A 25,763-nucleotide genomic window follows, 5' to 3' on the forward strand; every position below is an offset into this window, starting at 1 on the left:
TTAAGCTAAATTAGCATTAACGGCCAAAATCTCACACCGCTCCGGCCTTTTCATTTCAAGTTTAAAAAAAACATCCCTATTAAAATTCCCCTCAACAGGAACTGCAACCACACCGCTAAAAGGTTCATCCTCATATATAGTTTGATCCCTTGTTTCTGTCTGACTTACAAGCGGTAAATAAGAATCTAAGAATCTTATCAATAAAGCTACAATCCGCTTTTTGTTGTTGTCTGCGCTGTTAATAACAGGTAAACTTTCAACTATGGATGTATATTCATAACCTATATACATCTCTTTTGAAAAATCTTTATATTCATCAGGAAGTTCTGCTAGTTTAAAGATCTTTCTTCCGTCAGGGATAAATACGCTTGATAACTCGTATTCATCCGCTTCAGTTTCTGCGTTGTATTTACTAAATGAGTCAAGGTAAATTGTTTTATCTCTTTCTTTTTCTGCAATTTTTTCAAGATAGAATTTATCGCCTCGTTCAACTTCAAAATAAACATCATCAAATCCTTCAAGGCCCGGAACCGTAACTATATTTTTAATTTTTCCGTTCCCTAAAATAATCTTACTCCACGCTGCAATACCGGTATTCTTGTCGTAAAGTAAAACGCAAGCCGTTCCGTCTTCACGCGATAAATAAATCTTTTGTACGGGCGAGTTTGTATAATCAAAATCTACCGCCTTACTTTCGATAAGCAGGTGCGATGCTGCCTGTGTAAGATCAATAGACTTATAGGTACGCTCTTGGTAGTCATAAGCATAATCCCTTAAAGTACGGCCTCCTTGTCCTATATAAATTACCGATCGTCCTATTAAAGAGCCTTGAAAATCCGCAACCCCGTACCGGCTGTGTAATTGTACCTCTATTCTTTGGGCCGTAACGCCTTCGCTCATAATCCACTCTGAGCTTTCAGTACCTATAATCAAATCTTTCGATGGGGTTATCCATTTTATTTTGTCGTTTTTGTCGCTTCCTATTTCAAAATAAAAAGCATGATCGGGGGCTGTAACATTGTTAATTATTTCTATGTCCTTGTAATCATCTGCCTGCGGGCTGTCTGCATTTTTCCAAAGATGAATGGATAAGACTATATCTTCTTTATCGACTGTTGCAGGTTTTGATAACTTCATTGTGTCCGAGCTTACCGATAAAACCTTAGTATCTTTAGGTATACCCTTATGTCCTGATACGTAATAATCCGTTATATTTGCGATATCCGTAAAATCTTTCGTAAGCTCGGTTAATATATCACTATCCTTTGTTGCTCTTGCACTAAAAATACGCAAGTCAGGATTTTTAAGTTGTGTAGTTTTAGAAACGATTGTATCAAAATAAGTAAAGTTTTCGTATTCAAAAACTTTGCTGGCCCAAATTTTCTGCGGCTCCCTTATCGTGCTTGCAAAAAATAACCGGCCTTGAAAAAGAGCAACACAAGCAGGGTAGTTGTCGCTTCCTTGGAACGGCAGCTTGTGAGCATTGCCGGTAATGTTAAGGCTTCCAAATGTAAAAGTATCGCCTCCCTGCCATTTTATTACATAAGGCTTATAATACCTGTGTGCCAAGTAAAGACTATCATAGGTTTGAGCATATTGAATTTCCTGTAAGTCGCTTTTTTGATAAAGCGGTAAATCGGGGGTAGGGGTAAACTCTACAGGAAAACCTGCAAGAGTAAGAAGCGTTCCGTTTTTCCAAATACGGATATATTCGGGTCCTATTTCAAAAATAAAAGATAAGGTATTGTTTACGATAAACGGAATAAGGCGTGCATAACCTTTTAGCTTTCCTATCCTTTCGGTTCCGCCTCGTCTTTTAATTCCTCCTGTTTGCATAATATCAAAGTTTTCAAGGCGTGAAACACTATTTTGATAAATAGGTAAATCGATACGTCCATAAAGATTTTTACTAACCTCTCCGCCTGCAAAATTCGTAATCAACATATACGCCTCATTTTTAGTCGATCCACCAGGAATTACCTTTTTTCTTTCCTGCACTTAAAGTCTTTGTATTTCTATAAGCTGCTTCTTCAATCATTGCAGCTTCCTGTAAAAGCATTTTATGTAATTCAGGCTTACCCGATAATTCCAAGGCTAATTTACTTGCAAGCCTTAATTCGAAGGCTTGATAAAACATAGCCTCATATTCGGGCGGATCGTAATCGGGAAAATCATCGTCAACATTTCCCGTTCCTTCCGGTAACTTCCCGTTTGTAATATAAAGTAAAACCGCATCGCTTGAATCCGTATAAAGCGTTTTGCCTTCAACGATATAATAACTTTTATCTTTTAACTCTATAATTTTCCCGCAATCTATAGGCAGCTTAAAAGCTCCCGAATAGTCGGTGTAATTTTCCGATAAATCTTTTTCTAATTTCTTTCTTTTTTTTCCGCTAGTCCACGGAACCATTTCAAGGCTTTCCAACATGGTAGGTAAATAAAACTTTTTGATAAGTAAAAAACTTTTAGAGGTTGTGTCCGTCTCACTTAATTGAGGTTCTCCGACGGCCGATAAGGCCCTGTTCGCTAACTGTCTATCTATATTCATCCCTTCACCTCTTTTTAAAGATGAGGCTTTAAGGCGTTAATCAAAATAAAAGTTAAGTGAGGAGAAAGAACTTTTAATCTTTTTCACGCCTTATTGCCTCAAAAGTAATCAATCTATACGGGATCAAAGAATTCTGATACTTCTTTGCTCGTAACCAAAATATCGCCGGCCCTATAATAGGCGCCGTCAAAAGTACATGCAGTGTTGCAAACATACTCTTGTTCCTCGCCTGTAAAAGCCGTATCAAGCTTTTCACCTAAGCCTGTAAGCTTTTTGTCAAGCTCGGCCCTGTCCTTTTCAAGCTCTGATCTTTCCAAGGCTAGGGCTTCTTTTTCTTTTTCGAGTGCAAGCCTTTCGGCTTCAATTTCGGCCTTTAAAGCTGCTGCTTCTGTACCGCTTCCGGTTAAGGGTTCATCCTTTTCGGTATCGCCCTGGTCAAAAGATTCCGCTAAAAGTTCATCAATCTGCTCATCGGTAAAATGAGGATTTGCGGCTTTTAACTCTTCCCTTACCTCATCCTCTGTCTTCTTTCTTCTAGGCATAAAAACCTCCTTACATTTCCGTGTTCAAAATTGCGTGAATCTTGCCCTTACTAAAAGTGCCGTTCACTTCGTACTTAACCCTGATGTACCGGCGTAAGCCTTTAGGGATAACAAGAGAATACAAGGGCTCTTTTTGGCTTTCAACCAATGCTGCAGTATTAAAAACGGGCGAGGTAAGCTTATCCTCAAAGCTTGTACCGTTTGCACTATCCTGCAAGATAAACTTTAAGGATGTACCTCCTACAAACTTTTCCTTGATTCTAAAATCAATTCTCTTGCCGTCTGCACTGCAAGAGTCCACACCAAAATCGATAGCATTTTGACTTTCTGCCGTTGTTGTAATTGCCTGATCGCTTGAAAGCTCCAAGCATTTATCCAAATAAAGATTAGTCATTTTTTTTTCTCCTTATAAGATTTAATCTTCAATAAGCCATTCTTCTGAAAATAGCTCGATCATTGTTTCCTTCCACGGAACCCTTCCATGTCTACTTTCAACATAAAGATAAGGTGCTGTCATTTTAGAATGTTTATCAGGATACTGAGCTCTAATAATGACATCTCCTGTCCAATGCGGTAATCTCATACCTTTCCCTTGTTTTACCTGTTCAAATGCTTCTCCAAATTTCATATAAAAACTCCTTATAAAAATATTTTATTAAACGGGTAATCGGAATAATTACCCATTATCCGTTACCGATTAAACAAGCGCTTGTTCGGTTGAAAGAATTGCATCAACCCTTCGGCATCTTCCTGCTCTGATGTGGGTTATCATGTCTCCCCACGGATCTTCTTTGGTAAATACGGCATTGCCCTTGCTCCAAGCGGCCTTGTCGATTTTTACCAGCATATCCTGATTACAATAGATAGATACGCCTTGAGCTCCCTGCGGTAACCTAAGCATAGCTTCAAGGATCATTTCTACGATTTTATCTCCCGGTACCGTGTTGTCGATATTACAAATACGCTTAACGGCATCAGGATGAGCGATTGAAAGTCCGTAATGTGTTGAAAAGAATTGTACATAGGCCGGCATTACCTTGCCATTTTCCATAGGCCAGTCTTGAAGGCCCTTGTCTTCCGTTTTAACTCCGCAGTCCTTTCGGCCCCGCGGGTAAATGAGGTGAGCAAACCTATTGCCTACTGCACAAACATAGATTGATGTGCACTTATTGCCGCTTCCTCCTGCGTTCATAACGTTTTTATTGGAAAGCTTATTAAGCCTTACCGCTAGTCCGTTAATTTCCGCTTCGTTTCTTCCATGGTCGCCGTAAATAAGTTCTTCGGCCTGTGTCTGGCCCATGCCCTGTAAAAAGGCATCGGCTTCACTTGCTCTTAAAGCCTTTACGTTTCCCGAATGATCTGCCAAGTCCTTATCTACAATGCTGTAATCTTCAAGCATAGTGATACGGTCTCTGATCGTGTCGGTTGTGGTCGCTCCCGGTGCAATTCCTTCGTTATACTTTCTGTGTGTTCCGCTTCGTAAAGAAGTGCGTACAAGCGTGTTGTGCACTGTTCCGTCGTTAGCCTCAATCATAGGCATATCTTTCAATATCTCATTCGTTTGAGCCATAAGCTCTACGATATGGAACCCGTCCTGATTGTTAGCCCTTCGCATAACCTCCAGTGCTGTCATGCTGTCTGTCATAGATAAATTAGGCATTTATTAACTCCTTATTCATTAAAAAAAGAAAAGGTACCTCCCTCCCGTGCCGATTTTATTCCGCCTGATGTTGCCGTTCCGTTTCCTATCACGGTTTGGCTTTCCTTAAAAGCTTCACCGGCATTTATCATCAGTTTGACAAAACCCGGATCATAGGCAAGCCCTGTTTCTTCAAGCTGCTTCATAACTTCACCGCCTCCTAAAAGTTTTAGGCCCTTGGTGTAGCTAGCCATTTTTTGCTCAAAATCTTTGCCGTATTCTTTTTGTAATAAGGCATCCGTCTCTTGTGCTTTTTTTGCAAGAATTTCTTTGTATTGAGCCGTTTGACTTTGTCCTATGTTTATGAAAAAATCATAAAGCTCCTTAGCCTGCCTGTCTGATAGGTTAGCCTTAAAAGCTGCCTCCGCAAACCGTTTTTCGGCTTCGTATTTCTGATCAAAAGAATACTTATCGGCTGCCTCCGGTTTTCCCAATCTTTTATAAAAAGCATCAAGTTCTTCTTGTGTTGCTTTTTCGCCCGGGATTGTGTGCATGCTTCCTTGTTTTTTTTCAAGTTCGATGTAGGAATTGGCAAGGCCCGATATATCCTCGAATTTGGATAAAACCTTAACCGCTTCCGCATTTTCCTTTAATTCCTTTGAAAGCTGTGCTCCCCAAGCTTTTAAAGCATAAGTTTCTGCTTCTTTGTTAGCCTGTCCGCCCTTAACATTATCATTCCCATTTGTAGGTTCCTGATTGCCTCCGCTTCCTGCTCCCTTAAAAGCATCTAAAACTGATGTACCGGTCGTCTGTGTTTCTCCGCTTCCGTTACCCTGTGGTGTCTGATTTCCATTATTCTGATCTAGTTCACCCATCCCCTTACTCCTTGTTTTATTTAAGGTCAATCAAGGTTATTGATTAAGGCATCAGTTATATCCAATGTCTTTGTAACTCCCAATCTTTCCCTTAAAAAGAATTTTGCATATTCACACAAGGCTTTTTCCGCCTCGGTTTTTGCCTCAGTAAAATAAAATAAATCGTTTAAAAGAGCATTGAATACTATTCTGCCGTCCTCGGTTTTAAATACTCTTTTAAAAGTTTCTCTTAAAGCCTTTATCTGATCTTCGGGGCTGCTTGTTTCATACCCCGGTATTACGCACTTACTCATTAGCTCCTCCAAGTCCTCCGGCAAGCTGTTCCGATAATTCCTGAATAGGCGAGCCTTCTTTTACCGGCTCGTTCAGTTTATCGAAGTTATTCGTTATATCACTTTGAGCCTGCATTTGCATTTGTGCCTGCATAGCCTGCATTTGAGCCTGTGCTCTTTGCTCCCTTAATTGTGCAACCTCATCATCTTCTCTTATTGCCGATTGCGGGAATCCGTTTGTATCAAGTACGTTTTTAAGCAGTTTATCGGTATCTATATAATCAAGTACTTCGGGGTTCATTTGTATAATGGGTTGTGATATGGCTAAACTTGTTTGTACTCCTCCCGTTTGATGATAGCGTTTTTGTGCCTGTGCTAAAGGCCCTACAAAGTCAACATTTAAAACCGCATCCGAGCCGTTTAAAATATTGGGAGGCTCCGGAAAGCGTCCCTGCCTGTACATAATATTTAATGTACGGATAACTATTTCAGATAAGGCCTTATTTTGATTGACGATTAAGCTCGATAAAAGAGCCGACTTTTCACCCTGTAATTCTATAACTTCCGTTGCCGTCTTTTGTGCTGTTTGGGCCTGTAACATAAGCATAAAATCGACATGGAACTTATCTCTTAATCTTGATTCTATATCCTGTATAGTTTCAAGCGTAATAGGGAAGTTAGCTCCTATGTTGATAGGTGTCATTATCATATCGGGCCTTTCGTAATAGTTGTATCCTGCCGGGACTACAGACTCAAAACCTCTCATAGAATCCGGCACATTCATAGGCGGCTCCGATACAAGCTGTGCTAACTTTAATCTTGCTTCTTCCACCTTGTTTAAAAGCCTCATATCAGGGATTGCCTCTCTTGCAGGGCTTCCTCCATAAGCTGATGAAGTTTCTTTTTCCCAAATAAAAACGCTGTAAGGCAATTCATAATAACCCGATTCTTCTAAAATCGTGTTATTGTCCATATCGATATAATAGCTTGCGAATTCCATATTTTTACCGTCAAGCTTGCTTTCATCGTAATCATCTCTAGGTAATACCGCATGCAAGATTTTAACTTCTTTGTTTTTACCCTTAATGTCCTTTGCATCGTTTTTTATCTGCTCGTTTACATTTTCCTCTCCAAAGCGGGCTATAATATTTTTTACCGTCATGGAAAAATATCTAAAAACGGTATCTATATCGCCGTATTCGTTTTCTGCAATATAGATTTCGGGTTCTGCTATAGTTAAAAACCTTATAGCGTTCTCTTTCTTTTCATCTATAAGCATAACGCCGTGTCCGAAAGATGCAGCATTGCTTATAAACAAAGAAACCTGACTATATAGATTGTTCCTGTTGAACTCCTCATACAAGGCTTTTTCAGATTGTTCTAGCCAATCTTTAACCCCTGCATATTCAAGCATTTCAGTATTATTTAAAGATAGCTTTAGCCATGTAACATTGGGGCTTATAGTGTAACCCATAAGCCCCGATACCAACTTTTTAAGATATTCGGACGGCCGGCCGGTATGACGCTTCGGCCTTTTAATTTCGGCCTTGTTCTCATCCCAATCAAAAACATTAGAGCCTATATAAGTACAAACATCCTGCCATTCCGCCTCATGCATAGAGCGCTTATTTTTTAGAATGTCAAAAAGAGCCTTTATATCGGCTAATAATTCTTTACCGTCCTTTTTAGTTTCCATACCGACATTCTATCAAAATAAAATTTTTCTGTTACATAACTTAAAAAAATAATTAATTTTTTTTAAAATAATTTACTCCTCCGGTTATTTATAGATACCACGCATCATAATTTTCTAAGATAATTTCATTTTTATAAGCAATTTCCGAAAATCTTCTAAGTGCTTTTATATCCCGCCTTTTTATTGCTAAATAAACGTATTTGATGTCATCCTCATGAAAGCAATAATGCTTTAAATAATAGGATACATCACGAATCAGCTGATCTATTTCCATTTCTTCTTCGATAACTTTATCAAGAATTTTTTGAAGTTCTGCCGTATTTTTTTCTTTTATATTATAAAGCACATATAACCAGTGATCGTGATCAAAACTATTTCTAAAAGCACTTAAATCTTTTACAAGCCTTTTTAATTTCATCTCATCTGTCATCTTTTATTTTCTCCTCTCTTATTTTAGCGGCTGTCAACTTTTAATTGACAGTTCATCTATAAAATTACCAATTACTAATTTACTTACTCCTCCGCTAATTCACCGCAAGGGGTGCCGTCATCGGCAAAGACATAATCATAAAATATTGCTTCTAAAGTGAACCAACCGTCAGACAATCTCAATGAAGTGGAGCTTTTTGCAATTACAATATACTGATATCTATTGCTTTTTTTCTTTATCCACCCACCGTGTTTTTTGATTGCTTCCATCGCTTTATCAATATCTTTAAAAGGCTTGTACTTAGGTTCGGCGGGCGGTTCAATGAGATAGGCTAGAAGATACCAATTCCCATTCTCTGCTTCAAATCGAGAGGGACGATCTGTCGGCTTTATTAAGGCGAGTTCCATAGATACCTCATTATTATTCTCTACTTTGTCTTGTAAATTACCCACTGCGTCAGCAAAAATACACTTGCTCCCAATTTGTAATTCATCGGCGTTTAATGCCGTGTAAACTCTTAATTTGTCAAATTCCATAAACTATATCTCCTTTTATTTATCCCAATCAGGATGTCTTTTAATCCATAGTTTGATATTAACTTCTTTTGTACAAACAGGTACATAATTAGAAACTTCATAATCTTTTAATACTTCCCTTACAAACTTTTCTGCCGCCTTTTTCATTCTTTCTGTGGGTTCTGTAGCAACGTCATCGAAATAATTAAAATTACAATCCAAAGATTGTAGAAAATCATCTAAAAGACAAGCCGCCTCACCTTTTACATCGGGCTCCATTTTTGCAAAACCTGTTAATGTTAGGACTTTCGGTATTTCTCTTTCTTCTTTTTGGAATTTTTTTAAAATTTCCTCAACTGCTTCATTTACGCTTGTATAATACAAACGCTCACTGTCGGCTAAATCCCAATAATCAATCTTTTTCATTTTTCATCTTCTCCTCTTAAAAAATATTTACCCATACGGATCAAAGCTTGCGCCTCTTGTCCGCTTGTTTCTAAAATTCCATTGTCCATTCTGTTTTTCTAAGGCCCTGCCCGGGTGCCTTGCGTATTCGCTCATAATCGCATAACGTGTTTCATCATAAATATGATCCTCCAATGTAGTGTCTATATCTTCCGGCCTCGTAGTGCTTGGAAGTAATAGCGGTATAGTCCTTATAAAATCAAAGCAGGTATCAAAGACTAAAAGCATAGGACGGCCGTCCTCGCCTTTACTCTTTAATAACTGATGGAACTGCATCTTGCCGTTAAGTCTATCGTTATCGGCCTTAACCATCTTCCAGCCTTCAGCTTCAAACTTATCGGCGATTGAAGGTCCGTCATCTACCTTACCCCAAACTGCGGGGTCTGCAACCATCGTGTTAACACCCTCGGCAATGGATAAGGCGTAAGCTTCTTTTGCAATGCTTCCGGCACTACGCCTGACTCCCTTATTTGCTTCGCCCTTTTCGCAGCCGTAAAGCTCACGGTATCTAATCATACGTCCGTCTCTTGAGACTGCCCACCAGCCTATGCTAAAAGGCCTTGAATATCCCCAGTCCATAGAACAAAACTTAAACCATACACCCGGATCAAGGGCTATAGGCTTAATGACATGGCTTTCTCGGCTAAACTCCTCAAAAGCACTTCCGGCAATAATATCCCAGTTGCCTTTTCTTAAAGCCTCATAAAGATACTTAGGCAAAAGGCGTAATCGCTTTTCATAGCTTTTGTCATTCTTTATTAAATAATCGTTATCATCCAATCGGCTAGGAATAAAACACCTTGTATTCCCGTCCTCGTCCGTATAAATTGTATTAGGATTTTGATTGTCTATAAATCTTTTTTTTAACCAGCCGTGCCCCACGCCTCCGGGGTTCCCCGTTCCTCTCATATAACAAGGAATACCCTTAGCACTTCTGCAGCGGCTCATCATATATCTCCAGCAATAGTCGCTGGAATAATTGCCTAACTCATCAAAGCCTATCCATGTATACTGATGGCCTTGATAATTGCTTACATCATCATCTCGCTCCAGGTATCTTAATCTTAAAAATGAACCTGTCGGAAAATTAAAAACATTATCGGTTTTGTTATAAACCGCTCCCATAGGAATATAAAGCTCCTTGGCCCTTATTATAATGTCCTCTAATTCTTTATAAGTTCTACGGAATAAAATCCCCCTCCAGTTTTCCCTATGCTTATTACAACCGCCTAAAAAGTCCATAAGTAAAAAGTCCGTTTTACCGCCTCCTGCAGCTCCTCCATAGAAAAGCTCGAAAGCAGGGCATTGCAAGGCTAGTGATTGTTTTTTAGTCGGTTTCCAAATAATCATATGATCCTCTTAACTCGTTTTAGTTTCCGTCTGCCAATCGGCAATAGCGGTTTTGTCGGTAATCATAGCAACCGGCATCATGGCCTCCATATTGATTTCGGGCTTGACAAGGCTTAAGTACTTCATTAAGACAGCCAAAGCTTTATGCCTGTTAGCAAGCTTCACAACAGTGCAAGGAAAGCCATCCTTGGTATAAAAGGTCTGTATCTGTTCCACACAAACAGCAAGCGGTCCTAGCTCGCTTAAAGGTTTTAGTAACGCTCCCGTGTCCGTTATTATGTCTGCGGGGTTATAAAAGGCTAAAGTCTCATAAGTGTGTAAAATCTTATAGGCAGCAAGCTCATCTTCTGTTTCCCTCGTCAATTTTAATAACATTCTGATACTCTTTTTTACCTTAGCAATTCTTAGCAATTTTGACGCTGCGGTTGCGGCCGCTTCATCGCTCCGGCATTTGGGATAAGCTTTTCTGTACGTTTTCGTTCCGTTTAAAAAACAAAACTCATCCGTGCAGTAATAAAGCACAAAAAGCCTCTGTTGCTCGTTTAAATCTTCTGCCCAATCTTCAACCTTAGGCTTTATTTTTGCCTTGCTCTCCTCCTTTGCCTTCGCTATCTTTGCCATTCCTTAACCTTTTCTTTTTTGAATTTCAGTTGCAACCATCTTTTTCAATAAGTCCTTGTCGTTAGGATCCAGTCCATACTCCTTTGCAGCCTCCTCAAGGTTCTTTTTTGCCTCCTCCTTCGTAATTTTATTAAATTCGGCGGCCCAATGAGCTCCTCCGGCATCTTTCGGATGAAGGATTTGAGAAACGGAATAAAAAACCTTAGAATAATTGCCGGGTTTTAAAAGCATTTGAGGCGTGCATGGCATGTTTTCAAAATAACCGCCCTTTTTTAAAAGACGGTTAAAAGAATTCGTAAACTGGCAGGCAATAATTTCGGCATTATTTTTTTTATCCTCCAGTTTTGTCATTCTTTTTGCCAATTCTGCACAAGCTACAAGCTCGGCTTCTTCGTCGACAAAACCCATCGGGTTTTTATCGCTAAAAAATTTCAAAAAAATCTTAAAACACGCACGCTTCCGGTCTGCCTCTCTTTTTGTCTTTTCTGCATCTTCCGCAAGTGCAGCCGGTGGTGCAGACTCTGTAGGCTCAGCCGGTTCTCCTATGTCTCGCTCGGGCGGCTCGTCTGTTTCTTTCTCCTCTGCCTCCCTCTCTTTCGGGATCTCTCCTGTCGGGGCAGGACTAGCAGCTCTATCTATGTGTGTCTTGTCTTTTCTCTTTCTCCCCTTTCTCTTTTTCTGTTCCGTATCCTCTCTTTCTGTCTCTCCTATGTCTATTTCTCTCTCCGTCTCTCTATCTCTCATCTCTCTTTCTTCTGTCTCTATCTCTTCTCCCTCTGTCTTTTCTGTCTGTCTGTCTCTATCTCTTCTGTCTGTCTCTTCTGTCTTAGGGAGTGTCGGGTAACGCTGTGTTACCTCGCCGTTTTCGCGTGTTACCTTGAAATTTTCGCCGGTAACGGGTGTTACCAGCTTTTTTTCTTGGGTAACGGGCGTTACCTCACGGTAACGCTCGGTAACGCTTTTAGGATTTTCGGCGGCCGCCGGTTCCTGCACTTGGGCCGTCTCGGCCGCGGCCTCCGGCTCATCTTCGCCTAGGCGTAAAAAAAGAGCCTGTATCTCATCATCGCTTAATTCGGCAGCTTCAGCATAGATAGCTTCCGTCTCATCGTAAGGCTCAAACTCCGGGGCCTCTATAGGGTTTGATTCAGGAACGGGATGCCTTCCTCTTGAACCTAAAAAACTTCGCTTTTCGGGAGGCTTTTTTTCGGCAAGGCGGTTTCTATAGGCGGCCTGTTTTTCTGCAGCAGTCATCCGCCCGGGATAAGGATCAAGCCATCCGGCTATCCTGTAAGCCTGTACGCCGTTAATGGTAATTTCTTCTATTATATGGCGGTCTAAAAACCGATAAAGCAAATCAACAAGATCATCTTCGCTCATTATGCATGTATAAGAAAAGACCGCTAAATCGCTTAAGTCTACAACGCCGTCATCATCGGCATTGCAATACAAAGCAACAAATAATGTAAAAACTTGGTGCTGCCTTTCTTTAGGCAGCTTCTTGGCAATAAAAAGAAGTGCCGGGTTTGTGATTGTATCTCTTGGGAATTTTCTCCATGTTAAAGTTTTACCGTCTGCCATTTATAAGTCCTCGTCTTTAAGTAATGCGTATTTTCCATAACCCTTTTCGTAGATCGGGTAGGTGAGTGATAAAGTTGTGATAATTCCTTGCACCGAGCTTTCTGTAGCTCCGGTAAAGGTCCTGATGTCGTTAGGCGTAAAAAAATCCTTTTCCCGGATGTATTCATAAATTGATTCATAATCGTAAACCGTCCGCCCGTCCAATCTGCAGTTTGATCTTCCGTCTTTAAATGTAACATACTTTTTCTCCGTCCTCGTCTTCTTCGCTCCGAAAAGAATCATCGGTAAGATCCTCATCTTCCGACTCTTCATCTTCTGTTTCTGCGTCCGATTCATCATAATCTTCTTCATCATCTTCCGGGGCTTTTTTTAAATTTTCGATTACAATATTTTTTAATTCTTCGCTAAAGATTTTGGTGGCTTCTTTAACATCAAGGCCTAAAAGCGGTATGGTTTCATCAAGATCTTTATAGAGAATGGAATCAGCAACTCTTAAAATATAGGTGTAAAAAAATAAGTTCAAAAAATCTATATGTTTAAAATTAAATCTCTTTGTATCCTTTAAGTTATTAAGATTGCTTCCCGTCATAATTTTAAAAGCATTACAAATAAACTCGTTATCACCGCTATCAATAAGATAATCAAAAAAATCGTCCGATAAATAAAAGGAAGGGATGGGTTTTAAAAATTCTTTTTTTAATAAAGAACAAACCGTGTTTGTTTTAGCTTTATGTTCCATGCTGTAAGTGAATAGCTGTTCTTTACTCACCTTTTTTATCGCCTCTTCCTTGTATTCATCAGGAAGAGATTCAATAATAAGTTTTTCTTCCTCGCTTACTTCTCGGTTCTTCCTAAAATATTTGTTATAATCTTCATATGTAATCACATATTTCATTTTGTCATCGATAACATCATACCAATGAACAAGACAAGCCCTTACTTCATCGGTTAAGGCATCAAAATTACGCCCCTGATCAAGCTGCGTATAATCATTAAAACTGCAAAGATCTATTTTAAAATCAAAGAATTTTTGTAAGGGTATTAAATATTCTTTTTCTACTCCGTTTACAAAAAGAAAATCAAGATCGCCGTAATTGCTTACGCCTTCTTTTATTCTTTCTTTATATAATTTTATCTTTTCCTTTTCGTAACATTCGGGATCAAGGCAATAGTCATCCCTTTCGTTAAGTTCCGGAAAAAGATTGTTATCGGTATACCGTGTTCTTTTATTGCAATACTTACAAATACTGCAAGGAAAATCCAACCTGTTTTTAGCATATCTTCTGATAGCATAATCGGCATAACCGCTGAACCATTTATCTTTTGAAATTTCATTGTAAATTTTTTCTTGCACTTCAACAGGTAAACATGCAATTTTTGCGGCCTCTGTTATGTTTATTTTTCCTTGTTTGAAAAACTCTTTCATGTTGTCGGTAAGCTCTGTAAGCTTAATCCGCTGGTAAATATGTGAGGGCGAGCGGTCAAAGGTTTTTGATAGCTCGTCAATCGTTTTTCCTTCTTTAAGAAGTTTTTTAAAATTCGCCCCCTCATCTACGGGGTGCATGTCCAATCGGTTGACATTTTCGGCAAGGGCGATTTCCTCATCAGGAATACTTTCATCCTCGCCATAAACGACAGCCTCAATATTTTTTAAGCCTAGTTTTTTTACGGCCTCAAGCCTTCTTCTTCCGGCAATAATCGTATAAGGGAATTCGTTATCCCCCGATTCATACCTTACGGTAATAGGGTTGATAAGCCCGATCTCTTTAATTGAAGCGGCTAGGGTATCGAGGTTTCCATAGCCTCCCATCTTCCTATCGATGTTCGGTAAAATTTCCGAAACTAAAATAGTTTTTCTTTCTGCCATTTGTTTTTCTCCTCTTAATGGTCTTTTAAAAATTCGATGCCGGTTACTTCTCCGTCAAAAAGCTTTTTTATCCTATGTACCCTTTTGGGAAACTTAGGCCTTGGATCTGCAAAGCAGCATAAAAAAACTTCTTTATCGGAATAGTGCACTCCGTCCTCTGTGTCTATCTCGTACTTGCCGTCTGTCTCGGTAATCGTGATCCTTTGATTCAAAAGCTCCGATTCTACCGTATAGATTGTTTTCATTGTTAAAGCTTGTAATCTATAGTCTATAATCTATAGGTTCGCCGATTACCACTTTTTTGGCTCCTGCTTTTTCCATAGCTTCATCCAAAAGATAAAGCATGTATGATGCCGGCTTTCTGCCTCTTGAGGTTAAAAACTCAACGGCTCTTTGCTTTTCTTCAATACTTGGAAAGGTCAAGGTAACCCCTAAAACGGTCTTGCGTTTTTCGCTCCATTGTTTTGACGTTTTCACTCTTTATCGCCTCCGTTAAAAATTCTTGTTTAATTCAAGGCTTAAATCTTCTTTTAAAAGATTTCGGGCCTCGTTAATATTCCTGTTGATTAAGTCGTAAAGCTTTTCCTTATGAGTATTGATAGGATTGCTTGACTCATAAGAAGTTTTTAATTCGATAATATTACCGGTTAAATTATCAAGCACCTCGTTCATTTGTGCGTAAAAGTTTGCTCCCGTATTCATCCTTTACCCCCTTATTGCTATTTCGATAGAGTTCGGCACTTCCACCTTTCGGCCGTCAATCCTGACAAAAACCGGCTTAGGCTTTTTATCGTCGGTAAGCAAGGCTTGTCCGTTTTTGTGCGGTAACCTGAGCTGCTTATAAGCCGATTTTTTTGCCCCGGATAGGCTCCTGCGGTAAAGCTTTTCTGTCTGCTTGCCGTTGTGCAAAATAAAAACATGGTATTTATAGGTTAATTCGGGGGTGTTAAAAATAACGGCCTCGGTTATGTCTCCGTGGGTATGAATGTTTTTATAGTCTACCTGCTTGCGGTAATAGCTAATCTGCCTTTTCATCTACTCCTCCTTAATTATTTTAAAGCTTCTTACTAAAGATTTCCTGCAAGGGATTTTTTCACCTTTAATCCAGCATTTACTCATACCTTTCAAATACTCGTCTGCTAAAAATAGAGGATACCATTCGTCATTAGAATCAAAGTCTTTAATGGCTATAGCTTTATAGATAGGATGACGAGATGAATTGATTTGAATGAGAGTATTTTTTTTAATTTTCATTTGCTCCTCCTTTGGGTTCTGCGGGCTCCCATTTCCAATAAGATTTTATCGGCCGTTGCATTAAGCTCTTGGCTTGTAAGCTGACGGCCTCCCATAAGCCATTGTTCGATCTCTTCTTTTACAAAAAAGAGCCTTCCGCCCGTAGGCTTGTGGACGGGTATCATCTTTTTATACACAAGGTTATAGATATAAGACCGTGTGTACCCGGTAAGTTCCATAACTTGCTGCATGTTCATGATCATAGTTTTTTCTCCTCTATAAGTGATAACGCACTTACAGTATTTATAATACATATTCTGCGTTATTTGTCAATACTTTTTTTACAATTTTTACTATTTTTTAACGCATTTACAGTATTTTCATATATTTGTATGATTATTTTTCCGATAAATCATATAATGACATTTAATCAGCGGTTAAAAGATTTAATAAAGGAAAAGAATCTACTCCAAAAAGAATTTGCAGTTAAAGCCGGTATAAAAAAGCGGGCTTTAGATATGTATTTGGGAAGTAGAAATTCTCTACCAAATGTGGATCTTGGCGTAAAAATCGCTAAGGCCCTGGATACTACCGTTGAGTATTTAGTTACCGGCGAGGATTCGTCCTTGGGATTGGAAAATCCAAAACTGAATAAGAAGTATACAAGATTTATAAATAAGTTAGAAATTTTAGATGATGTCGATCAGGCTATCGTAGAAAATTTAATCGATAGCTTAATCGATAAAAAACAATCTGGAGCTTCCGAGATGGAATCATCCCAGATTGGCTGAGGTGAGTGTGTTTATGAAAAAATTCTTTTGCTGTTTAATACTGTGTATGGCCGGTCTTTTTTGTTTTGCAGATGAAGATCTTATGTTTGGTAGTATTCCGTGGGGCGTATCAGAGGCTTATGTGAGAAAATTTGTATCAGAAAATACCAACTTTTCTGAACGAGGCTTGAGTAGGGCTTTCTCTCCAAATATTTTAGATTATATTGATGAGAACTCTACAATAGAGTTTAAATTCATAGTGAAAAATAGCATTAAAAGTTTAGTTGAAGTTTCAATAGAAACAAAGTTAGATGTATTTTCAGAGTATTATAATGAGAGTGTTGAGTCGTTAATAAAAAAATATGGAACTCCTTTATATTTAAAACCTATAGGAGATAAGCTCTATCAAAAATTATCTGAAGAACAACTCATTAAAGTATATGAAGATATAGATAAAGGGTTAAATAATGGTTTAATCCTTTTATGGCGTAAAAATAAAACGGCTATTATTGTGGATTACATTTATAAATTTTCAAACGACAAAGTATGTAAAATTATATATATTGGATACGAAAATGTGTTTAAAGAGCATATTAAAGATATTTTAACTTATTCTGAAAAAGAGAAAAAAGACTTAAAAGATCTTTTTTAGACATGATAATTAAAAAAAGGAAGTAATGGAAGATATTGGGTTTATCATTTTTCTCATTGTTTTTATTTCAATTATTGGACTTATAGTCTTTATCAGTTCTGCCAGAGCTACATCTAAAGAGTTAGATGAAAAAAGAAAAGATTTAAGAGAAGCAAATCAAATCATCTATGAATATAAAACCACAGAAGAGGCTAGACAAGAATTTCACAATCAAACTATAGAATTTAACGAACATCTGAAAAAAGAAAAAAATGAGCTGCGTAAAAAGTTATGGGAAAATTGTAAAAAATATATGGAAAGTCAAGCTGTTTCTATGCCTTGGCTTGCTGCAGGTATGGCTGACTTTATGACTTTACAGGAAACTTTACTTGTAGACGAATTAAATGCGACTAAAAATAAAAGAAAATGGGATAGAGCAATAAAAATAAATGACTTAAAAAACGAAAAAAAAGCCCTAATTAAAGAAAATAAATTGCTTCGCTATCAAATAGATTATTTTAAGCATGTTATTCCTGAACTTGAAGAACTTGATGACTTTGACTATGTGCCTGTTCAATACGACTCAAATACCGATGAAATAAAGCAATTTTTATCCGATGAAGAATATAACGAATTATCCGATACCGAAAAAAATCAGCTTGCCCTGGATAGATACTGGAAAAGAAAAAAATCCAAATGGGAGATAGGCAGGGACTTTGAGCGTTACTATGGTTATCTTTTGGAGCGTATGGGTTACAATGTTACATACTTCGGCATCGATAAACGGCTTGAAGACTTAGGAAGGGACCTAATCGCCGAAAATGAAAAGCATATCTTAATCATACAGTGTAAGTATTGGTCAAAAAATAAAAAAATACATGAAAAACATATATGCCAATTGTTCGGCTCTGCCATTGAATACCGCCTTGCTTATGAACCCAAAAAAGAAGTTATCCCCGTATTTGTAACTCACACTGATATATCTGATATGGCCCGAACTTTTGCGCAAGCCTTGAAAGTTGCAGTTAAAGAAAATGTCGACTTACAAGAATACCCGGCTATAAAATGCAATGTTGCAACAGGAATATATCATCTACCCATGGATCAGCAATACGATAATTTTGAAGTCAAGCCCGATCGGGGTGATCTTTACGCCCTCACAACACAAGAGGCCGAAGACTTAGGCTGTAGGCGTGCAAAGCGTTGGTTTAAGCAGGGATAATTTATTCCTAATGCCCCACAATCCCGTAATCAGGCAGCAAATCTATAGCCTCTTTTTTCTTCCTGTCCGTAACTTGTGTATACTGTGCTGTGGTGCTTATCTTGGTATGTCCTAAAAGTTTTTGAACCGTATATAAGTCCGCCCCGGACTCCAAAAGAAGGGTAGCGTGGGTATGTCTTGCCAAGTGCCAGCCTATCTTCTGTCTGACTCCGGCCCGCTTGCCCCATTCTATTAAGTACTGATTCATATTGGTGCCGGTCGTTGCAACATGAGGAAAAATAAAATCTTCATCCGTTCTGTTCGGGTTTTCCTCTGCAAGAAGGTGTAAAAAGGCTATAGCCTCATCTTTAATAGGCAAATATACGGCCCTTTTTGTTTTCTGTTGAATCTTTGTAAGTGTCTTTTTCTCAAAAGACACGCCGCCCCATTTTAAGCTTTTTAAGTCGCTTATTCTCAAGCCCGTGCAGCAGGCAAACAAAAAAGCCTTTTTAACGTCTGCCCCCAAAATTCCGCCCATGGGTTCTGCAGCCAATTTTTTAATATCTTCAGGCATTAAGAATTCTTTGATACTTTCGGGGCAGGGTATGTGTTTGACTCCTATTGTTGGATCTTTAACCAATACTCCGTCTCTTACAGCCTTTTTAAAAAGAGTTCGCAATGAGCAGGCGTAATTTTCGCAAGTGTAGGGTGAAAGTGTTGTTTCTCTTTGTAGTGTCTTTTGGAAGTTTTCAAACCAAGTCGGGGTTAAGGCATCCATTTTCAAGGTCGGCGATATTTTTTCAATCCATAGAACCACTTTATGAATTGGGTGTTTTTTATTTTTTTCTGCGGCCGCTTTTTTTACATATTCAAGAACCGTTATTTTTGTAAGAGCCGGATCCGATAAACCATTGCTTACGGCAATCAAAGAAACCTCCCTTTTGCTTCGTAAAATTTCTGCCATATCCATAACAGCCTTATTTTGCTCTTTATTATTAGTAACCGTCAGCCCCGTGCTTTCCCTCCACCTTTTACCGCCGATATATATACTAAGATATATTTTATTGCGGTTAATCCATAGTTTTACACTCATAATCTCCTCTTTTAGTAAGTTTGATAGCTTACATATAGTTTACATATCACTTACAATATCGGTAAAAATAAAAGAAAATAAAGCAAAAAGAGCCAAAATAAAGTGAAATAGTGCTTTGCGTGATAATCTTGTAAGTCTATATAAGCTATAGAAATGTGAAATAAACAATAAAAAAAGGCACTCATTTGAGTGCCTTTGAAACAAGCTAGCGGCAATAGGGCTTGAACCTATGACCTAACGGATATGAGCCGTTTGCTCTGCCAACTGAGCTATACCGCCGTAAGAGTCTTGAGTATATAAAAAATATACATTTATGTCAAGCCCCAATTTAGAAATCTAGGCTTAAAACTTTAAATATCGAAATAATTTTTGGGTTGATACCTTCATACAAATATATATCTTCTCTATCCTCTTCTTTAACACCTTTAAGTTCTCTAAGTTTTTTTATGGCCTCCATATCTTTACTCTTTTTCGCATATATTGCTCCGATATCAACTAATTTTTTGCTTACAATGAGCTCTCCTCCTTCTGCCAGGTTTTGAAGGCGGCAGGCAAGGTTTATACCGTAACCGACATAATCGCGGTACATTAATTGTGAAGCTTCAGCTGATATCTCATACTTGTAAACCTTATCCAAAACCAAAGCGCCTCCAATTGAAAGATTCTTATGGTCTTTAAATAATTCTTCATCGGCAAATTCTATAAATGTTGTAAAAACCGTAACAGCTTCTTTGATTGCAACACCATCCAGTTTGTCCCATATTACCAGTGCTCCGTCTCCCAATAACTTGTAATAAGAACAGTTATAGCCGAATTGATTGATACATGAAAGGAAATTTGATGTAAAGGACTTAATCAAACTAAAAACTATAGGTTCATCATTATCACGCATAAAACTGCTGAATCCGCGTACATCAATACACAGAATAAGAGAATGAGGTCTCGTTTCACCTAGGTATAGATTATTGAAAATATCTATGGGGCCTTTTTTTAAGGCTTCCAAAGTTAGTGAATCAAGCTCTACCGTATCACTTTCAGATGTATTAATGCCCAATTCCGATATTATATCATCACTCATAAGGCCATTGTAATATATATTTTAAAAAATAGCAAGATAAATTTATTTTAATTTTAAAATAAAAAAAGCCTCGTATCATTAAATACAAGGCTCTTTTTTATGAATCTAAAGTCTTAGTACATACCCGAATACGGTATGCTTAAATTCTAATACATACCCATGCCGCCCATGTCGGGTGATGGCATCGCGGGTCCGGCTGCTTTTTCGGGGATATCCGTAATTGCACATTCTGTTGTTAAAAGAAGGCTTGCAATTGAAGCTGCATTCTGTAAGGCAGAGCGAGTAACCTTGGCAGGGTCAATGATTCCGGCTTTTACCATGTCTGTCCATTCCATCTTAGCGGCATCAAAGCCTATGCCCTTCTTTTCCTTAGCTTTTTCTGCAATAACTGCTCCGTCCAAGCCTGCATTTTCTGCAATTTGGCGGATAGGCTCTTCGAGGGCTCGCTTTACAATCTTAAAGCCTACTTTTTCATCCTCTGTAAGAGAGCTCATATCTGCTTTTTCTAAGGCTGAGATAGCCTGAATCATTGCAAGACCGCCTCCTGCAACAATACCTTCTTCGATAGCGGCTCTTGTTGCCGAAAGAGCATCTTCAACTCTGTGCTTTTTCTCTTTCATTTCAACTTCGGTTACTGCTCCGATCTTGATAACGGCAACACCGCCTGAGAGCTTAGCCAATCTTTCTCTTAGCTTTTCGCTGTCGTATTCGGAATCGGTTGATTCAAGCTGAGCCTTAATCTGGGAAACTCTGTCCTTAATGTCTTTTGATTTTCCGGCCCCGTCGATAATCATTGTATTGTCTTTATCTATTTTTATGCTCTTGGCCTGTCCCAACATTGAAATTTGAGCAGCTTCAAGCTTAAAGCCTAATTCTTCTGAAACTACCTGTCCGCCCGTTAAAACGGCAATGTCTTCAAGCATTTCCTTCCTTCTGTCACCGAAACCGGGAGCCTTAACTGCACAGGTCTTTAATGCACCTCGGAGGCTGTTTACAACCAAGGTTGCAAGGGCTTCACCTTCAACATCTTCTGCAATAATCAAAAGAGGGCGGCCTGACTGGGCTACCTGCTCCAAGAGGGGAAGAAGGTCTTTCATTGTTGAGATTGATTTATCATAGATGAGGATATAGGGATTTTCAAAAACGGTTTCCATTCTGTCTCTGTCTGTTACAAAGTAAGAAGAAATATAGCCCCTGTCGAACTGCATACCTTCTACATAGTCGGTAACGGTTTCCATTGTCTGGGCTTCTCCTACGTCGATAACGCCGTCTTTTCCTACCTTGGCGATAGCATCGGCGATGATCTTACCGATTTCCGCATCATTGTTTGCAGAAACTGAGGCAACGTGGGCAACTTCTTCAGAGCCCTTAATTTCTTTTGAATTTTTTTGGATATCTTCAACGGCGATAGCTACAGCCTTGTCGATACCTCTCTTTAATTCAAGCGGTGTCATGCCGGCTGCTACGGCCTTTAAGCCTTCTTTTACCATGGAGTATGCAAGAACTGTAGCCGTTGTGGTTCCGTCTCCTGCAACATCGTTTGTCTTTGTTGCAACTTCTTTTAAAAGCTGGGCACCCATATTTTCAAATTTGTTTTCAAGCTCGACTTCGCGTGCTACAGATACGCCGTCCTTTGTAACGGTCGGGGCACCGAAACTCTTATCGATAAGAACATTTCGTCCCTTGGGTCCGAGTGTAACTTTTACTGCATTTGAAATTTGTTCAACACCGGCGAGAAGGCTCTTTCTAGCCTCTTCATTAAACAATAGTTGTTTAGCCATTTTAGCTCTCCTTAAGAATCTATAGTTAGTTTATTAATTATCGTGGATATAAGATACAAAAAAAAGGGCAAAACGGCAAGGGGGTGAGCTTGAGATAGATAAAAATTGCCGGCATGACTGTTAGAAAATGTGAAAAAAAAATGTGTAATCGGTTTAATTACCGATTACACATTGCTTATTACCGATTAATTGATTCTATTTTCCCTTCTTGAGAAAGGCATCTTTAAAACCTAACTGCTTAAAGCGTTCAAGAACGGCCCCGGTTTCTTGCGGCTTTAAGGGGCCTACAAAGATAGTATATCTTGTGTTGTTTTTTACAAAACTTTCTTCTACTACCATAGGGTAGTTTTTACCATATTTTTTTACGGCCTCATCGCGGTTATACTTATCGTTATAAACAACAATTTGAACATAGGTTTTGCCCTTTTCAAGTTTACTTGAAACAGGTTTGGGCTCATTGAGGATTGCTATAGAGCTTTCTTCAGTTTTTTCTTCATTTGCAACACTGTATATATCCGAATCGGCTTCATCGTATGAGCCCGTATCTTCTTCAGCGGGTATTTCTTCAACCGGAGCAGCCTCTTCTTCCTTTTTTTCGGCCATAGGAACATTTTTTGGACTAGCTGAAGCAATGCTGTCAACAGTTTTTTCTTCAGCCGGTGCTGTGTAAACAGGCTCTACTACAGGATCTACAACTTCAACGCTTTCTACAACTTCTTGAGTTTGTTCAGGTTCTTGCGGTTCCGATACCTCGGTTACCGGAGCCGGAGCGGCTTCAGGTTTTGCTGCAGGTTCAGTTATAGGATCTACCGTTATGGGAGGATTTTCATTTGCCGGTTCCATATAGGTTTCGGCTATAGGCTCAACCTCTTCAGGTTCTTCAACTACCGGATCAAGTATAGCTTCTACATTAGGAACTTCTTCCGCTGTAGCTGTGTTTTCAATAGGAGGCTCTGCAGGCGGAAGCTCTTCTGCTATAGAAACTTCTTCTACTGCGGAAACAGCTTCAACTGTTTCAGGATTTTCGGTTTCATCAACAGGGTTTTCAACCTCATCATAGAGAATTGTATCTCCGTCCGTATTTTCAGATACCGGTTTATTTTCTTCTTTTTTTAGATTTGTATTAGGCAAATCGGAATGGGATGCTATAAATAGGGCCGGGTTGGTATCTAGGTCTTGAGACTCAGGTCCTGCTGAAACGCTTTTACCGTCGTCTTCATTTACCGGGCTGGGCGTAAGGACTCTTATTCTGATAACCTTGCCTCTGGGAACGTTTAGTTTTTCTCCTAATTCGGGAGAGAGACTGACCAAAAGACCCGGAATTCCCGAAGGCCCTATAACGACGGCCCTGGCCTTAACATTTTTTTCAAGGTTTGTTATTTCCAAAAGAGTATGTTTCGGAAACATATCGCTTCTGACAAATAAGCCTTCCGAAGGGAAGTCGGTAGGAGAGCCTATTCCTCCGTTGCCTTCCCAAACCGCCCATATACATGAAAACGATATAATGAATATCAATGAAAATAAAACTTTTTTGTTCATATCCCTCTCCTTATCTCCTGCTAATTGCCTCGAAAATTTCTTTTGATATTTGATCAGCCAGCTTTTCGGCTTTTTTTTCTATATCTCTTTCTTTTATTTTAGTAATGTCGATAGTTTTTTTGTATATCTCTTTTTCAGCCGCACAATCTAACATACGGACAGTCATTTTTTGCCAATCCGCTTCTTTTAATTCCGTTTTTTTGTTAAATAGAAGTTCTTTCCCATATTGCATATAAAAAATAATCAGGTAATTTGGGCCTTCTTCAAAAAAAGATTTTATTTCTGCAAGCGAAATATCATTTTCCGATTTTATTTCGGTTACCGGAATGCTTGTAGCGATAAAGCCTTCATCAAAAAACTTGTCAAAAAGAGTATCTTCAAAAATTTCTGTAATATTTCTGCATTTTTCGTGAGCTTCCTTATTTTGAAAACAGGCAAAGGCTGCCGTGTCGGCGAAGGCGGCTCCTAAAAAAATGCAAAATAATATACAGCCTATGTATTTTTTTAACATAATAGTCCTCGGTGTAGATTATCGGTATTCCAAAAAAAAGATTAAGAGAATTTAAAAAATAGAAAAACTCATGCAGATGAAATAATTCGGAATAGATGATATAATATAAATTAAATGAAATGTAAATTAAGTGTTATGGAGGAATTTATATGCTGCTGGATGATGAAAGATATGCTGTTGTTGTTTCTTATGGCAAGGATGCCGTAACCAAACTGCAAGAAAATAAAGTAGAAGAAGGCTTTGCTGCCGCCGAGAAAGGATGGAAGGCTTTTCCCGGTTCGGGAGCGAGATGGAATCAGGGATATAATTATGCTAAAAGCTTTTTCATTCACGCTATACAAAAAAATAACATGGGTATTGCTGAATCTTGGTTAAACAGAATGATAGAAAATAATGATGAATTGCATTTATTTGATTTTGAAATTGAACATATGAAAGCAAAATATGCATTTGAAATAGGAAATTTGGATGAAGCCTTTAATTTATGGAAAAATCTTGTGTCTAAAAAAGGGGTAGGTTACAGATATTTTGACTTTGATGATGTAAAGTATAAAAAATTTTACCAATCAAAAAAATAAATTTTAAGCGTGTTTTTTTCTGAATATGAAGTTAAAATACAAAGGATTTTGTCTGTTTTTTTTAAGTTGTGTTTTTGCCTCTGTGCTGTTTGCTCAAGAGCAAGGTTTAAAGGTCCGTTCTTTGAACCAAGACTTTATATTGGGGCTTACGATAGATGACTCATGGTATGAAACCGTTAAACTTGAAGCTGTGGTAAAAGCCCTCAAGGATATGAAGACAAAACCTACAGTACGTATTGTTATGTCTAAGGACGAGCCTCTTTCAACATATATTCCTATTTTTAGGGAAATTAGCAAAGTTGCCCGTATATTGGCTTGTCCCGTGGATTCTTATGATATGAAATCATACAAAACGATATCTTCCTATAAAAAGCGTTTTAGAACAGCCTATGAGATTCTCGGAAAATACACCCACATGTGGGAGATCGGAAATGAAATTAACGGAGAAAATTGGCTCGGTAAAAATCCTAAATTGATTGCAGATAAGGTAACGGCAGCTTATGATTTTATCAAATCAAAAGGAGGCGTCACCGTTTTAACCGCTTATGCTTTTGCGCCCGGAATGCAAAAAATTCCGATGCTTGATTGGCTTAAAACCTATCTTCCTTCCCGCATAAAAGAGAATGTAGATTATCTTTTGGTGAGCTATTATGAGGATGATAATGAAGGCTTTCAGCCTGACTGGGAAAAAATCTTTATCGATTTGGAAGAAGTTTTCCCCAATTCAAAACTGGGCATAGGAGAATGCGGAAGTACCGATAAAAACGCCGATGAAAAAACAAAACTTAATATGATACGCCGTTATTACGGTATGCCCGGATACACGAAGAATTTTATAGGCGGCTTTTTTTGGTGGTATTGGGTGCGAGATTGTGTACCGCATGAAGGTAATGTTTTATGGGAGGAGATAAACCGTCAGGCAACAAAAAAAGGGGCTTTTTAAGCCCCTT

General features: G+C 38.6%; 32 protein-coding genes and 1 tRNA gene. 5 read left to right on the forward strand and 28 right to left on the reverse strand.

Annotation, left to right across the window (positions count from 1 at the left end; all coding sequences use genetic code 11):
- The 22 genes from E4O04_RS05980 to E4O04_RS06085 form a co-directional block, all read right to left on the reverse strand.
- A complete protein-coding gene (locus tag E4O04_RS05980; RefSeq protein ID WP_253710540.1) occupies positions 1-1,944 on the reverse strand; it encodes a phage tail protein in 1,944 nt (647 codons plus the stop codon).
- Positions 1,945-1,957: 13 nt separating this feature from the next.
- On the reverse strand, positions 1,958-2,548 hold the full coding sequence (locus E4O04_RS05985) for a phage connector family protein (RefSeq protein ID WP_253710542.1): 591 nt from the start codon (positions 2,546-2,548) through the stop codon (positions 1,958-1,960).
- Positions 2,549-2,661: 113 nt separating this feature from the next.
- Positions 2,662-3,090: a hypothetical protein gene (locus E4O04_RS05990; protein WP_253710544.1), complete on the reverse strand. Its 429-nt coding sequence runs from the start codon at positions 3,088-3,090 to the stop codon at positions 2,662-2,664.
- A 10-nt stretch (positions 3,091-3,100) separates the two neighbouring features.
- Positions 3,101-3,484: a Bbp16 family capsid cement protein gene (locus tag E4O04_RS05995; protein ID WP_253710545.1), complete on the reverse strand. Its 384-nt coding sequence runs from the start codon at positions 3,482-3,484 to the stop codon at positions 3,101-3,103.
- Between the two features lie 21 nt (positions 3,485-3,505).
- Entirely contained in the window at positions 3,506-3,718 is a 213-nt protein-coding gene (locus E4O04_RS06000; RefSeq protein ID WP_253710547.1) for a DUF2829 domain-containing protein, read from the reverse strand.
- Positions 3,719-3,787: 69 nt separating this feature from the next.
- On the reverse strand, positions 3,788-4,750 hold the full coding sequence (locus tag E4O04_RS06005; RefSeq protein WP_253684870.1) for a major capsid protein: 963 nt from the start codon (positions 4,748-4,750) through the stop codon (positions 3,788-3,790).
- An 11-nt stretch (positions 4,751-4,761) separates the two neighbouring features.
- Positions 4,762-5,604 (reverse strand): hypothetical protein, encoded by an 843-nt coding sequence (locus tag E4O04_RS06010; protein ID WP_253710549.1) that lies wholly within the window; start codon positions 5,602-5,604, stop codon positions 4,762-4,764.
- A gap of 26 nt (positions 5,605-5,630) precedes the next feature.
- Entirely contained in the window at positions 5,631-5,897 is a 267-nt protein-coding gene (locus E4O04_RS06015; RefSeq protein ID WP_253710550.1) for a hypothetical protein, read from the reverse strand.
- On the reverse strand, positions 5,890-7,572 hold the full coding sequence (locus E4O04_RS06020; protein ID WP_253710552.1) for a portal protein: 1,683 nt from the start codon (positions 7,570-7,572) through the stop codon (positions 5,890-5,892). Before E4O04_RS06020 ends, E4O04_RS06015 begins: the two co-directional genes overlap by 8 nt.
- Before the next feature lie 88 nt (positions 7,573-7,660).
- Positions 7,661-8,002 (reverse strand): hypothetical protein, encoded by a 342-nt coding sequence (locus E4O04_RS06025; protein WP_253710554.1) that lies wholly within the window; start codon positions 8,000-8,002, stop codon positions 7,661-7,663.
- 83 nt (positions 8,003-8,085) lie between these two features.
- Positions 8,086-8,538 (reverse strand): hypothetical protein, encoded by a 453-nt coding sequence (locus tag E4O04_RS06030; RefSeq protein ID WP_253710556.1) that lies wholly within the window; start codon positions 8,536-8,538, stop codon positions 8,086-8,088.
- A gap of 15 nt (positions 8,539-8,553) precedes the next feature.
- Positions 8,554-8,943 (reverse strand): hypothetical protein, encoded by a 390-nt coding sequence (locus tag E4O04_RS06035; RefSeq protein WP_253710557.1) that lies wholly within the window; start codon positions 8,941-8,943, stop codon positions 8,554-8,556.
- A gap of 27 nt (positions 8,944-8,970) precedes the next feature.
- Positions 8,971-10,332 (reverse strand): terminase, encoded by a 1,362-nt coding sequence (locus E4O04_RS06040; protein WP_253710559.1) that lies wholly within the window; start codon positions 10,330-10,332, stop codon positions 8,971-8,973.
- A gap of 9 nt (positions 10,333-10,341) precedes the next feature.
- On the reverse strand, positions 10,342-10,953 hold the full coding sequence (locus tag E4O04_RS06045; protein WP_253710561.1) for a terminase small subunit: 612 nt from the start codon (positions 10,951-10,953) through the stop codon (positions 10,342-10,344).
- A 3-nt stretch (positions 10,954-10,956) separates the two neighbouring features.
- The gene (locus E4O04_RS06050) at positions 10,957-12,531 is read right to left on the reverse strand and encodes a hypothetical protein (protein ID WP_253710563.1); all 1,575 of its coding nucleotides are present in this window, start codon (positions 12,529-12,531) and stop codon (positions 10,957-10,959) included.
- A gap of 226 nt (positions 12,532-12,757) precedes the next feature.
- Positions 12,758-14,398: a ParB/RepB/Spo0J family partition protein gene (locus E4O04_RS06055; RefSeq protein WP_253710565.1), complete on the reverse strand. Its 1,641-nt coding sequence runs from the start codon at positions 14,396-14,398 to the stop codon at positions 12,758-12,760.
- Positions 14,399-14,412: 14 nt separating this feature from the next.
- Positions 14,413-14,643 (reverse strand): hypothetical protein, encoded by a 231-nt coding sequence (locus E4O04_RS06060; protein ID WP_253684858.1) that lies wholly within the window; start codon positions 14,641-14,643, stop codon positions 14,413-14,415.
- A 16-nt stretch (positions 14,644-14,659) separates the two neighbouring features.
- Positions 14,660-14,875, reverse strand: a complete 216-nt coding sequence (locus E4O04_RS06065; RefSeq protein ID WP_253684857.1) for a hypothetical protein — start codon at positions 14,873-14,875, stop codon at positions 14,660-14,662.
- A gap of 15 nt (positions 14,876-14,890) precedes the next feature.
- Positions 14,891-15,100 (reverse strand): hypothetical protein, encoded by a 210-nt coding sequence (locus E4O04_RS06070; RefSeq protein ID WP_253710567.1) that lies wholly within the window; start codon positions 15,098-15,100, stop codon positions 14,891-14,893.
- Positions 15,101-15,103: 3 nt separating this feature from the next.
- Positions 15,104-15,433: a hypothetical protein gene (locus tag E4O04_RS06075; RefSeq protein WP_253710568.1), complete on the reverse strand. Its 330-nt coding sequence runs from the start codon at positions 15,431-15,433 to the stop codon at positions 15,104-15,106.
- Positions 15,434-15,652 carry a hypothetical protein gene (locus E4O04_RS06080; protein ID WP_253710570.1) on the reverse strand — a complete coding sequence of 73 codons (219 nt, stop codon included), beginning with the start codon at positions 15,650-15,652 and terminating at the stop codon, positions 15,434-15,436.
- On the reverse strand, positions 15,649-15,894 hold the full coding sequence (locus E4O04_RS06085; RefSeq protein WP_253710572.1) for a helix-turn-helix transcriptional regulator: 246 nt from the start codon (positions 15,892-15,894) through the stop codon (positions 15,649-15,651). Before E4O04_RS06085 ends, E4O04_RS06080 begins: the two co-directional genes overlap by 4 nt.
- Positions 15,895-16,050: 156 nt before the next feature.
- Here E4O04_RS06085 and E4O04_RS06090 point away from each other — a divergent pair, with 156 nt between their 5' ends.
- The 3 genes from E4O04_RS06090 to E4O04_RS06100 are packed head-to-tail and all read left to right on the forward strand — an operon-like array spanning position 16,051 to position 18,254.
- Positions 16,051-16,422: a helix-turn-helix domain-containing protein gene (locus tag E4O04_RS06090; RefSeq protein ID WP_253710574.1), complete on the forward strand. Its 372-nt coding sequence runs from the start codon at positions 16,051-16,053 to the stop codon at positions 16,420-16,422.
- A gap of 46 nt (positions 16,423-16,468) precedes the next feature.
- Complete coding sequence (locus E4O04_RS06095) at positions 16,469-17,053, forward strand: hypothetical protein (RefSeq protein ID WP_253710575.1); 585 nt, start codon at positions 16,469-16,471, stop codon at positions 17,051-17,053.
- 25 nt (positions 17,054-17,078) lie between these two features.
- Entirely contained in the window at positions 17,079-18,254 is a 1,176-nt protein-coding gene (locus E4O04_RS06100) for a restriction endonuclease (RefSeq protein ID WP_253710577.1), read from the forward strand.
- A gap of 7 nt (positions 18,255-18,261) precedes the next feature.
- Here the strand turns inward: E4O04_RS06100 and E4O04_RS06105 are convergent, their stop codons facing one another.
- The 6 genes from E4O04_RS06105 to E4O04_RS06130 form a co-directional block, all read right to left on the reverse strand.
- On the reverse strand, positions 18,262-19,326 hold the full coding sequence (locus tag E4O04_RS06105) for a tyrosine-type recombinase/integrase (protein WP_253710579.1): 1,065 nt from the start codon (positions 19,324-19,326) through the stop codon (positions 18,262-18,264).
- 206 nt (positions 19,327-19,532) lie between these two features.
- Positions 19,533-19,605: transfer RNA gene (locus tag E4O04_RS06110), tRNA-Met, on the reverse strand.
- Between the two features lie 49 nt (positions 19,606-19,654).
- The gene (locus E4O04_RS06115) at positions 19,655-20,404 is read right to left on the reverse strand and encodes a hypothetical protein (RefSeq protein ID WP_253710580.1); all 750 of its coding nucleotides are present in this window, start codon (positions 20,402-20,404) and stop codon (positions 19,655-19,657) included.
- Between the two features lie 146 nt (positions 20,405-20,550).
- Entirely contained in the window at positions 20,551-22,185 is a 1,635-nt protein-coding gene (gene groL / locus E4O04_RS06120; protein WP_253710582.1) for a chaperonin GroEL, read from the reverse strand.
- Positions 22,186-22,380: 195 nt separating this feature from the next.
- Positions 22,381-23,724 carry an SPOR domain-containing protein gene (locus E4O04_RS06125; protein WP_253710584.1) on the reverse strand — a complete coding sequence of 448 codons (1,344 nt, stop codon included), beginning with the start codon at positions 23,722-23,724 and terminating at the stop codon, positions 22,381-22,383.
- 10 nt (positions 23,725-23,734) lie between these two features.
- A complete protein-coding gene (locus E4O04_RS06130) occupies positions 23,735-24,235 on the reverse strand; it encodes a hypothetical protein (protein ID WP_253710586.1) in 501 nt (166 codons plus the stop codon).
- Between the two features lie 149 nt (positions 24,236-24,384).
- Between E4O04_RS06130 and E4O04_RS06135 the strand changes: the two genes are divergently transcribed.
- Together E4O04_RS06135 and E4O04_RS06140 are read left to right on the forward strand one after the other, a co-directional pair.
- Positions 24,385-24,813 carry a hypothetical protein gene (locus E4O04_RS06135; RefSeq protein ID WP_253710588.1) on the forward strand — a complete coding sequence of 143 codons (429 nt, stop codon included), beginning with the start codon at positions 24,385-24,387 and terminating at the stop codon, positions 24,811-24,813.
- Between the two features lie 25 nt (positions 24,814-24,838).
- On the forward strand, positions 24,839-25,756 hold the full coding sequence (locus tag E4O04_RS06140; RefSeq protein WP_253710590.1) for a hypothetical protein: 918 nt from the start codon (positions 24,839-24,841) through the stop codon (positions 25,754-25,756).
- The last annotated feature ends 7 nt before the right edge of the window (positions 25,757-25,763 follow it).

It is taken from the genome of Treponema sp. OMZ 799 (assembly GCF_024181365.1).
Classification (GTDB): Bacteria; Spirochaetota; Spirochaetia; order Treponematales; family Treponemataceae; genus Treponema_B.

Coding starts and splice junctions, on each gene's coding strand:
- E4O04_RS06100 (WP_253710577.1), top strand. CDS start 17,079: ATGGAAGATATTGGGTTTATCATTTTTCTCATTGTTTTTATTTCAATT.
- E4O04_RS06125 (WP_253710584.1), bottom strand. CDS start 23,724: ATGAACAAAAAAGTTTTATTTTCATTGATATTCATTATATCGTTTTCA.
- E4O04_RS06075 (WP_253710568.1), bottom strand. CDS start 15,433: ATGAAAAGGCAGATTAGCTATTACCGCAAGCAGGTAGACTATAAAAAC.
- E4O04_RS06140 (WP_253710590.1), top strand. CDS start 24,839: ATGAAGTTAAAATACAAAGGATTTTGTCTGTTTTTTTTAAGTTGTGTT.
- E4O04_RS06130 (WP_253710586.1), bottom strand. CDS start 24,235: ATGTTAAAAAAATACATAGGCTGTATATTATTTTGCATTTTTTTAGGA.
- E4O04_RS06025 (WP_253710554.1), bottom strand. CDS start 8,002: ATGACAGATGAGATGAAATTAAAAAGGCTTGTAAAAGATTTAAGTGCT.
- E4O04_RS06000 (WP_253710547.1), bottom strand. CDS start 3,718: ATGAAATTTGGAGAAGCATTTGAACAGGTAAAACAAGGGAAAGGTATG.
- E4O04_RS06070 (WP_253710567.1), bottom strand. CDS start 15,100: ATGAATACGGGAGCAAACTTTTACGCACAAATGAACGAGGTGCTTGAT.
- E4O04_RS06030 (WP_253710556.1), bottom strand. CDS start 8,538: ATGGAATTTGACAAATTAAGAGTTTACACGGCATTAAACGCCGATGAA.
- E4O04_RS06045 (WP_253710561.1), bottom strand. CDS start 10,953: ATGGCAAAGATAGCGAAGGCAAAGGAGGAGAGCAAGGCAAAAATAAAG.
- E4O04_RS06080 (WP_253710570.1), bottom strand. CDS start 15,652: ATGAAAATTAAAAAAAATACTCTCATTCAAATCAATTCATCTCGTCAT.
- E4O04_RS06115 (WP_253710580.1), bottom strand. CDS start 20,404: ATGAGTGATGATATAATATCGGAATTGGGCATTAATACATCTGAAAGT.
- E4O04_RS06060 (WP_253684858.1), bottom strand. CDS start 14,643: ATGAAAACAATCTATACGGTAGAATCGGAGCTTTTGAATCAAAGGATC.
- E4O04_RS06090 (WP_253710574.1), top strand. CDS start 16,051: ATGACATTTAATCAGCGGTTAAAAGATTTAATAAAGGAAAAGAATCTA.
- E4O04_RS05980 (WP_253710540.1), bottom strand. CDS start 1,944: ATGTTGATTACGAATTTTGCAGGCGGAGAGGTTAGTAAAAATCTTTAT.
- E4O04_RS06020 (WP_253710552.1), bottom strand. CDS start 7,572: ATGGAAACTAAAAAGGACGGTAAAGAATTATTAGCCGATATAAAGGCT.
- E4O04_RS06005 (WP_253684870.1), bottom strand. CDS start 4,750: ATGCCTAATTTATCTATGACAGACAGCATGACAGCACTGGAGGTTATG.
- groL (WP_253710582.1), bottom strand. CDS start 22,185: ATGGCTAAACAACTATTGTTTAATGAAGAGGCTAGAAAGAGCCTTCTC.
- E4O04_RS06055 (WP_253710565.1), bottom strand. CDS start 14,398: ATGGCAGAAAGAAAAACTATTTTAGTTTCGGAAATTTTACCGAACATC.
- E4O04_RS05995 (WP_253710545.1), bottom strand. CDS start 3,484: ATGACTAATCTTTATTTGGATAAATGCTTGGAGCTTTCAAGCGATCAG.
- E4O04_RS06015 (WP_253710550.1), bottom strand. CDS start 5,897: ATGAGTAAGTGCGTAATACCGGGGTATGAAACAAGCAGCCCCGAAGAT.
- E4O04_RS06135 (WP_253710588.1), top strand. CDS start 24,385: ATGCTGCTGGATGATGAAAGATATGCTGTTGTTGTTTCTTATGGCAAG.
- E4O04_RS05985 (WP_253710542.1), bottom strand. CDS start 2,548: ATGAATATAGATAGACAGTTAGCGAACAGGGCCTTATCGGCCGTCGGA.
- E4O04_RS06085 (WP_253710572.1), bottom strand. CDS start 15,894: ATGATCATGAACATGCAGCAAGTTATGGAACTTACCGGGTACACACGG.
- E4O04_RS05990 (WP_253710544.1), bottom strand. CDS start 3,090: ATGCCTAGAAGAAAGAAGACAGAGGATGAGGTAAGGGAAGAGTTAAAA.
- E4O04_RS06105 (WP_253710579.1), bottom strand. CDS start 19,326: ATGAGTGTAAAACTATGGATTAACCGCAATAAAATATATCTTAGTATA.
- E4O04_RS06095 (WP_253710575.1), top strand. CDS start 16,469: ATGGCCGGTCTTTTTTGTTTTGCAGATGAAGATCTTATGTTTGGTAGT.
- E4O04_RS06040 (WP_253710559.1), bottom strand. CDS start 10,332: ATGATTATTTGGAAACCGACTAAAAAACAATCACTAGCCTTGCAATGC.
- E4O04_RS06050 (WP_253710563.1), bottom strand. CDS start 12,531: ATGGCAGACGGTAAAACTTTAACATGGAGAAAATTCCCAAGAGATACA.
- E4O04_RS06010 (WP_253710549.1), bottom strand. CDS start 5,604: ATGGGTGAACTAGATCAGAATAATGGAAATCAGACACCACAGGGTAAC.
- E4O04_RS06035 (WP_253710557.1), bottom strand. CDS start 8,943: ATGAAAAAGATTGATTATTGGGATTTAGCCGACAGTGAGCGTTTGTAT.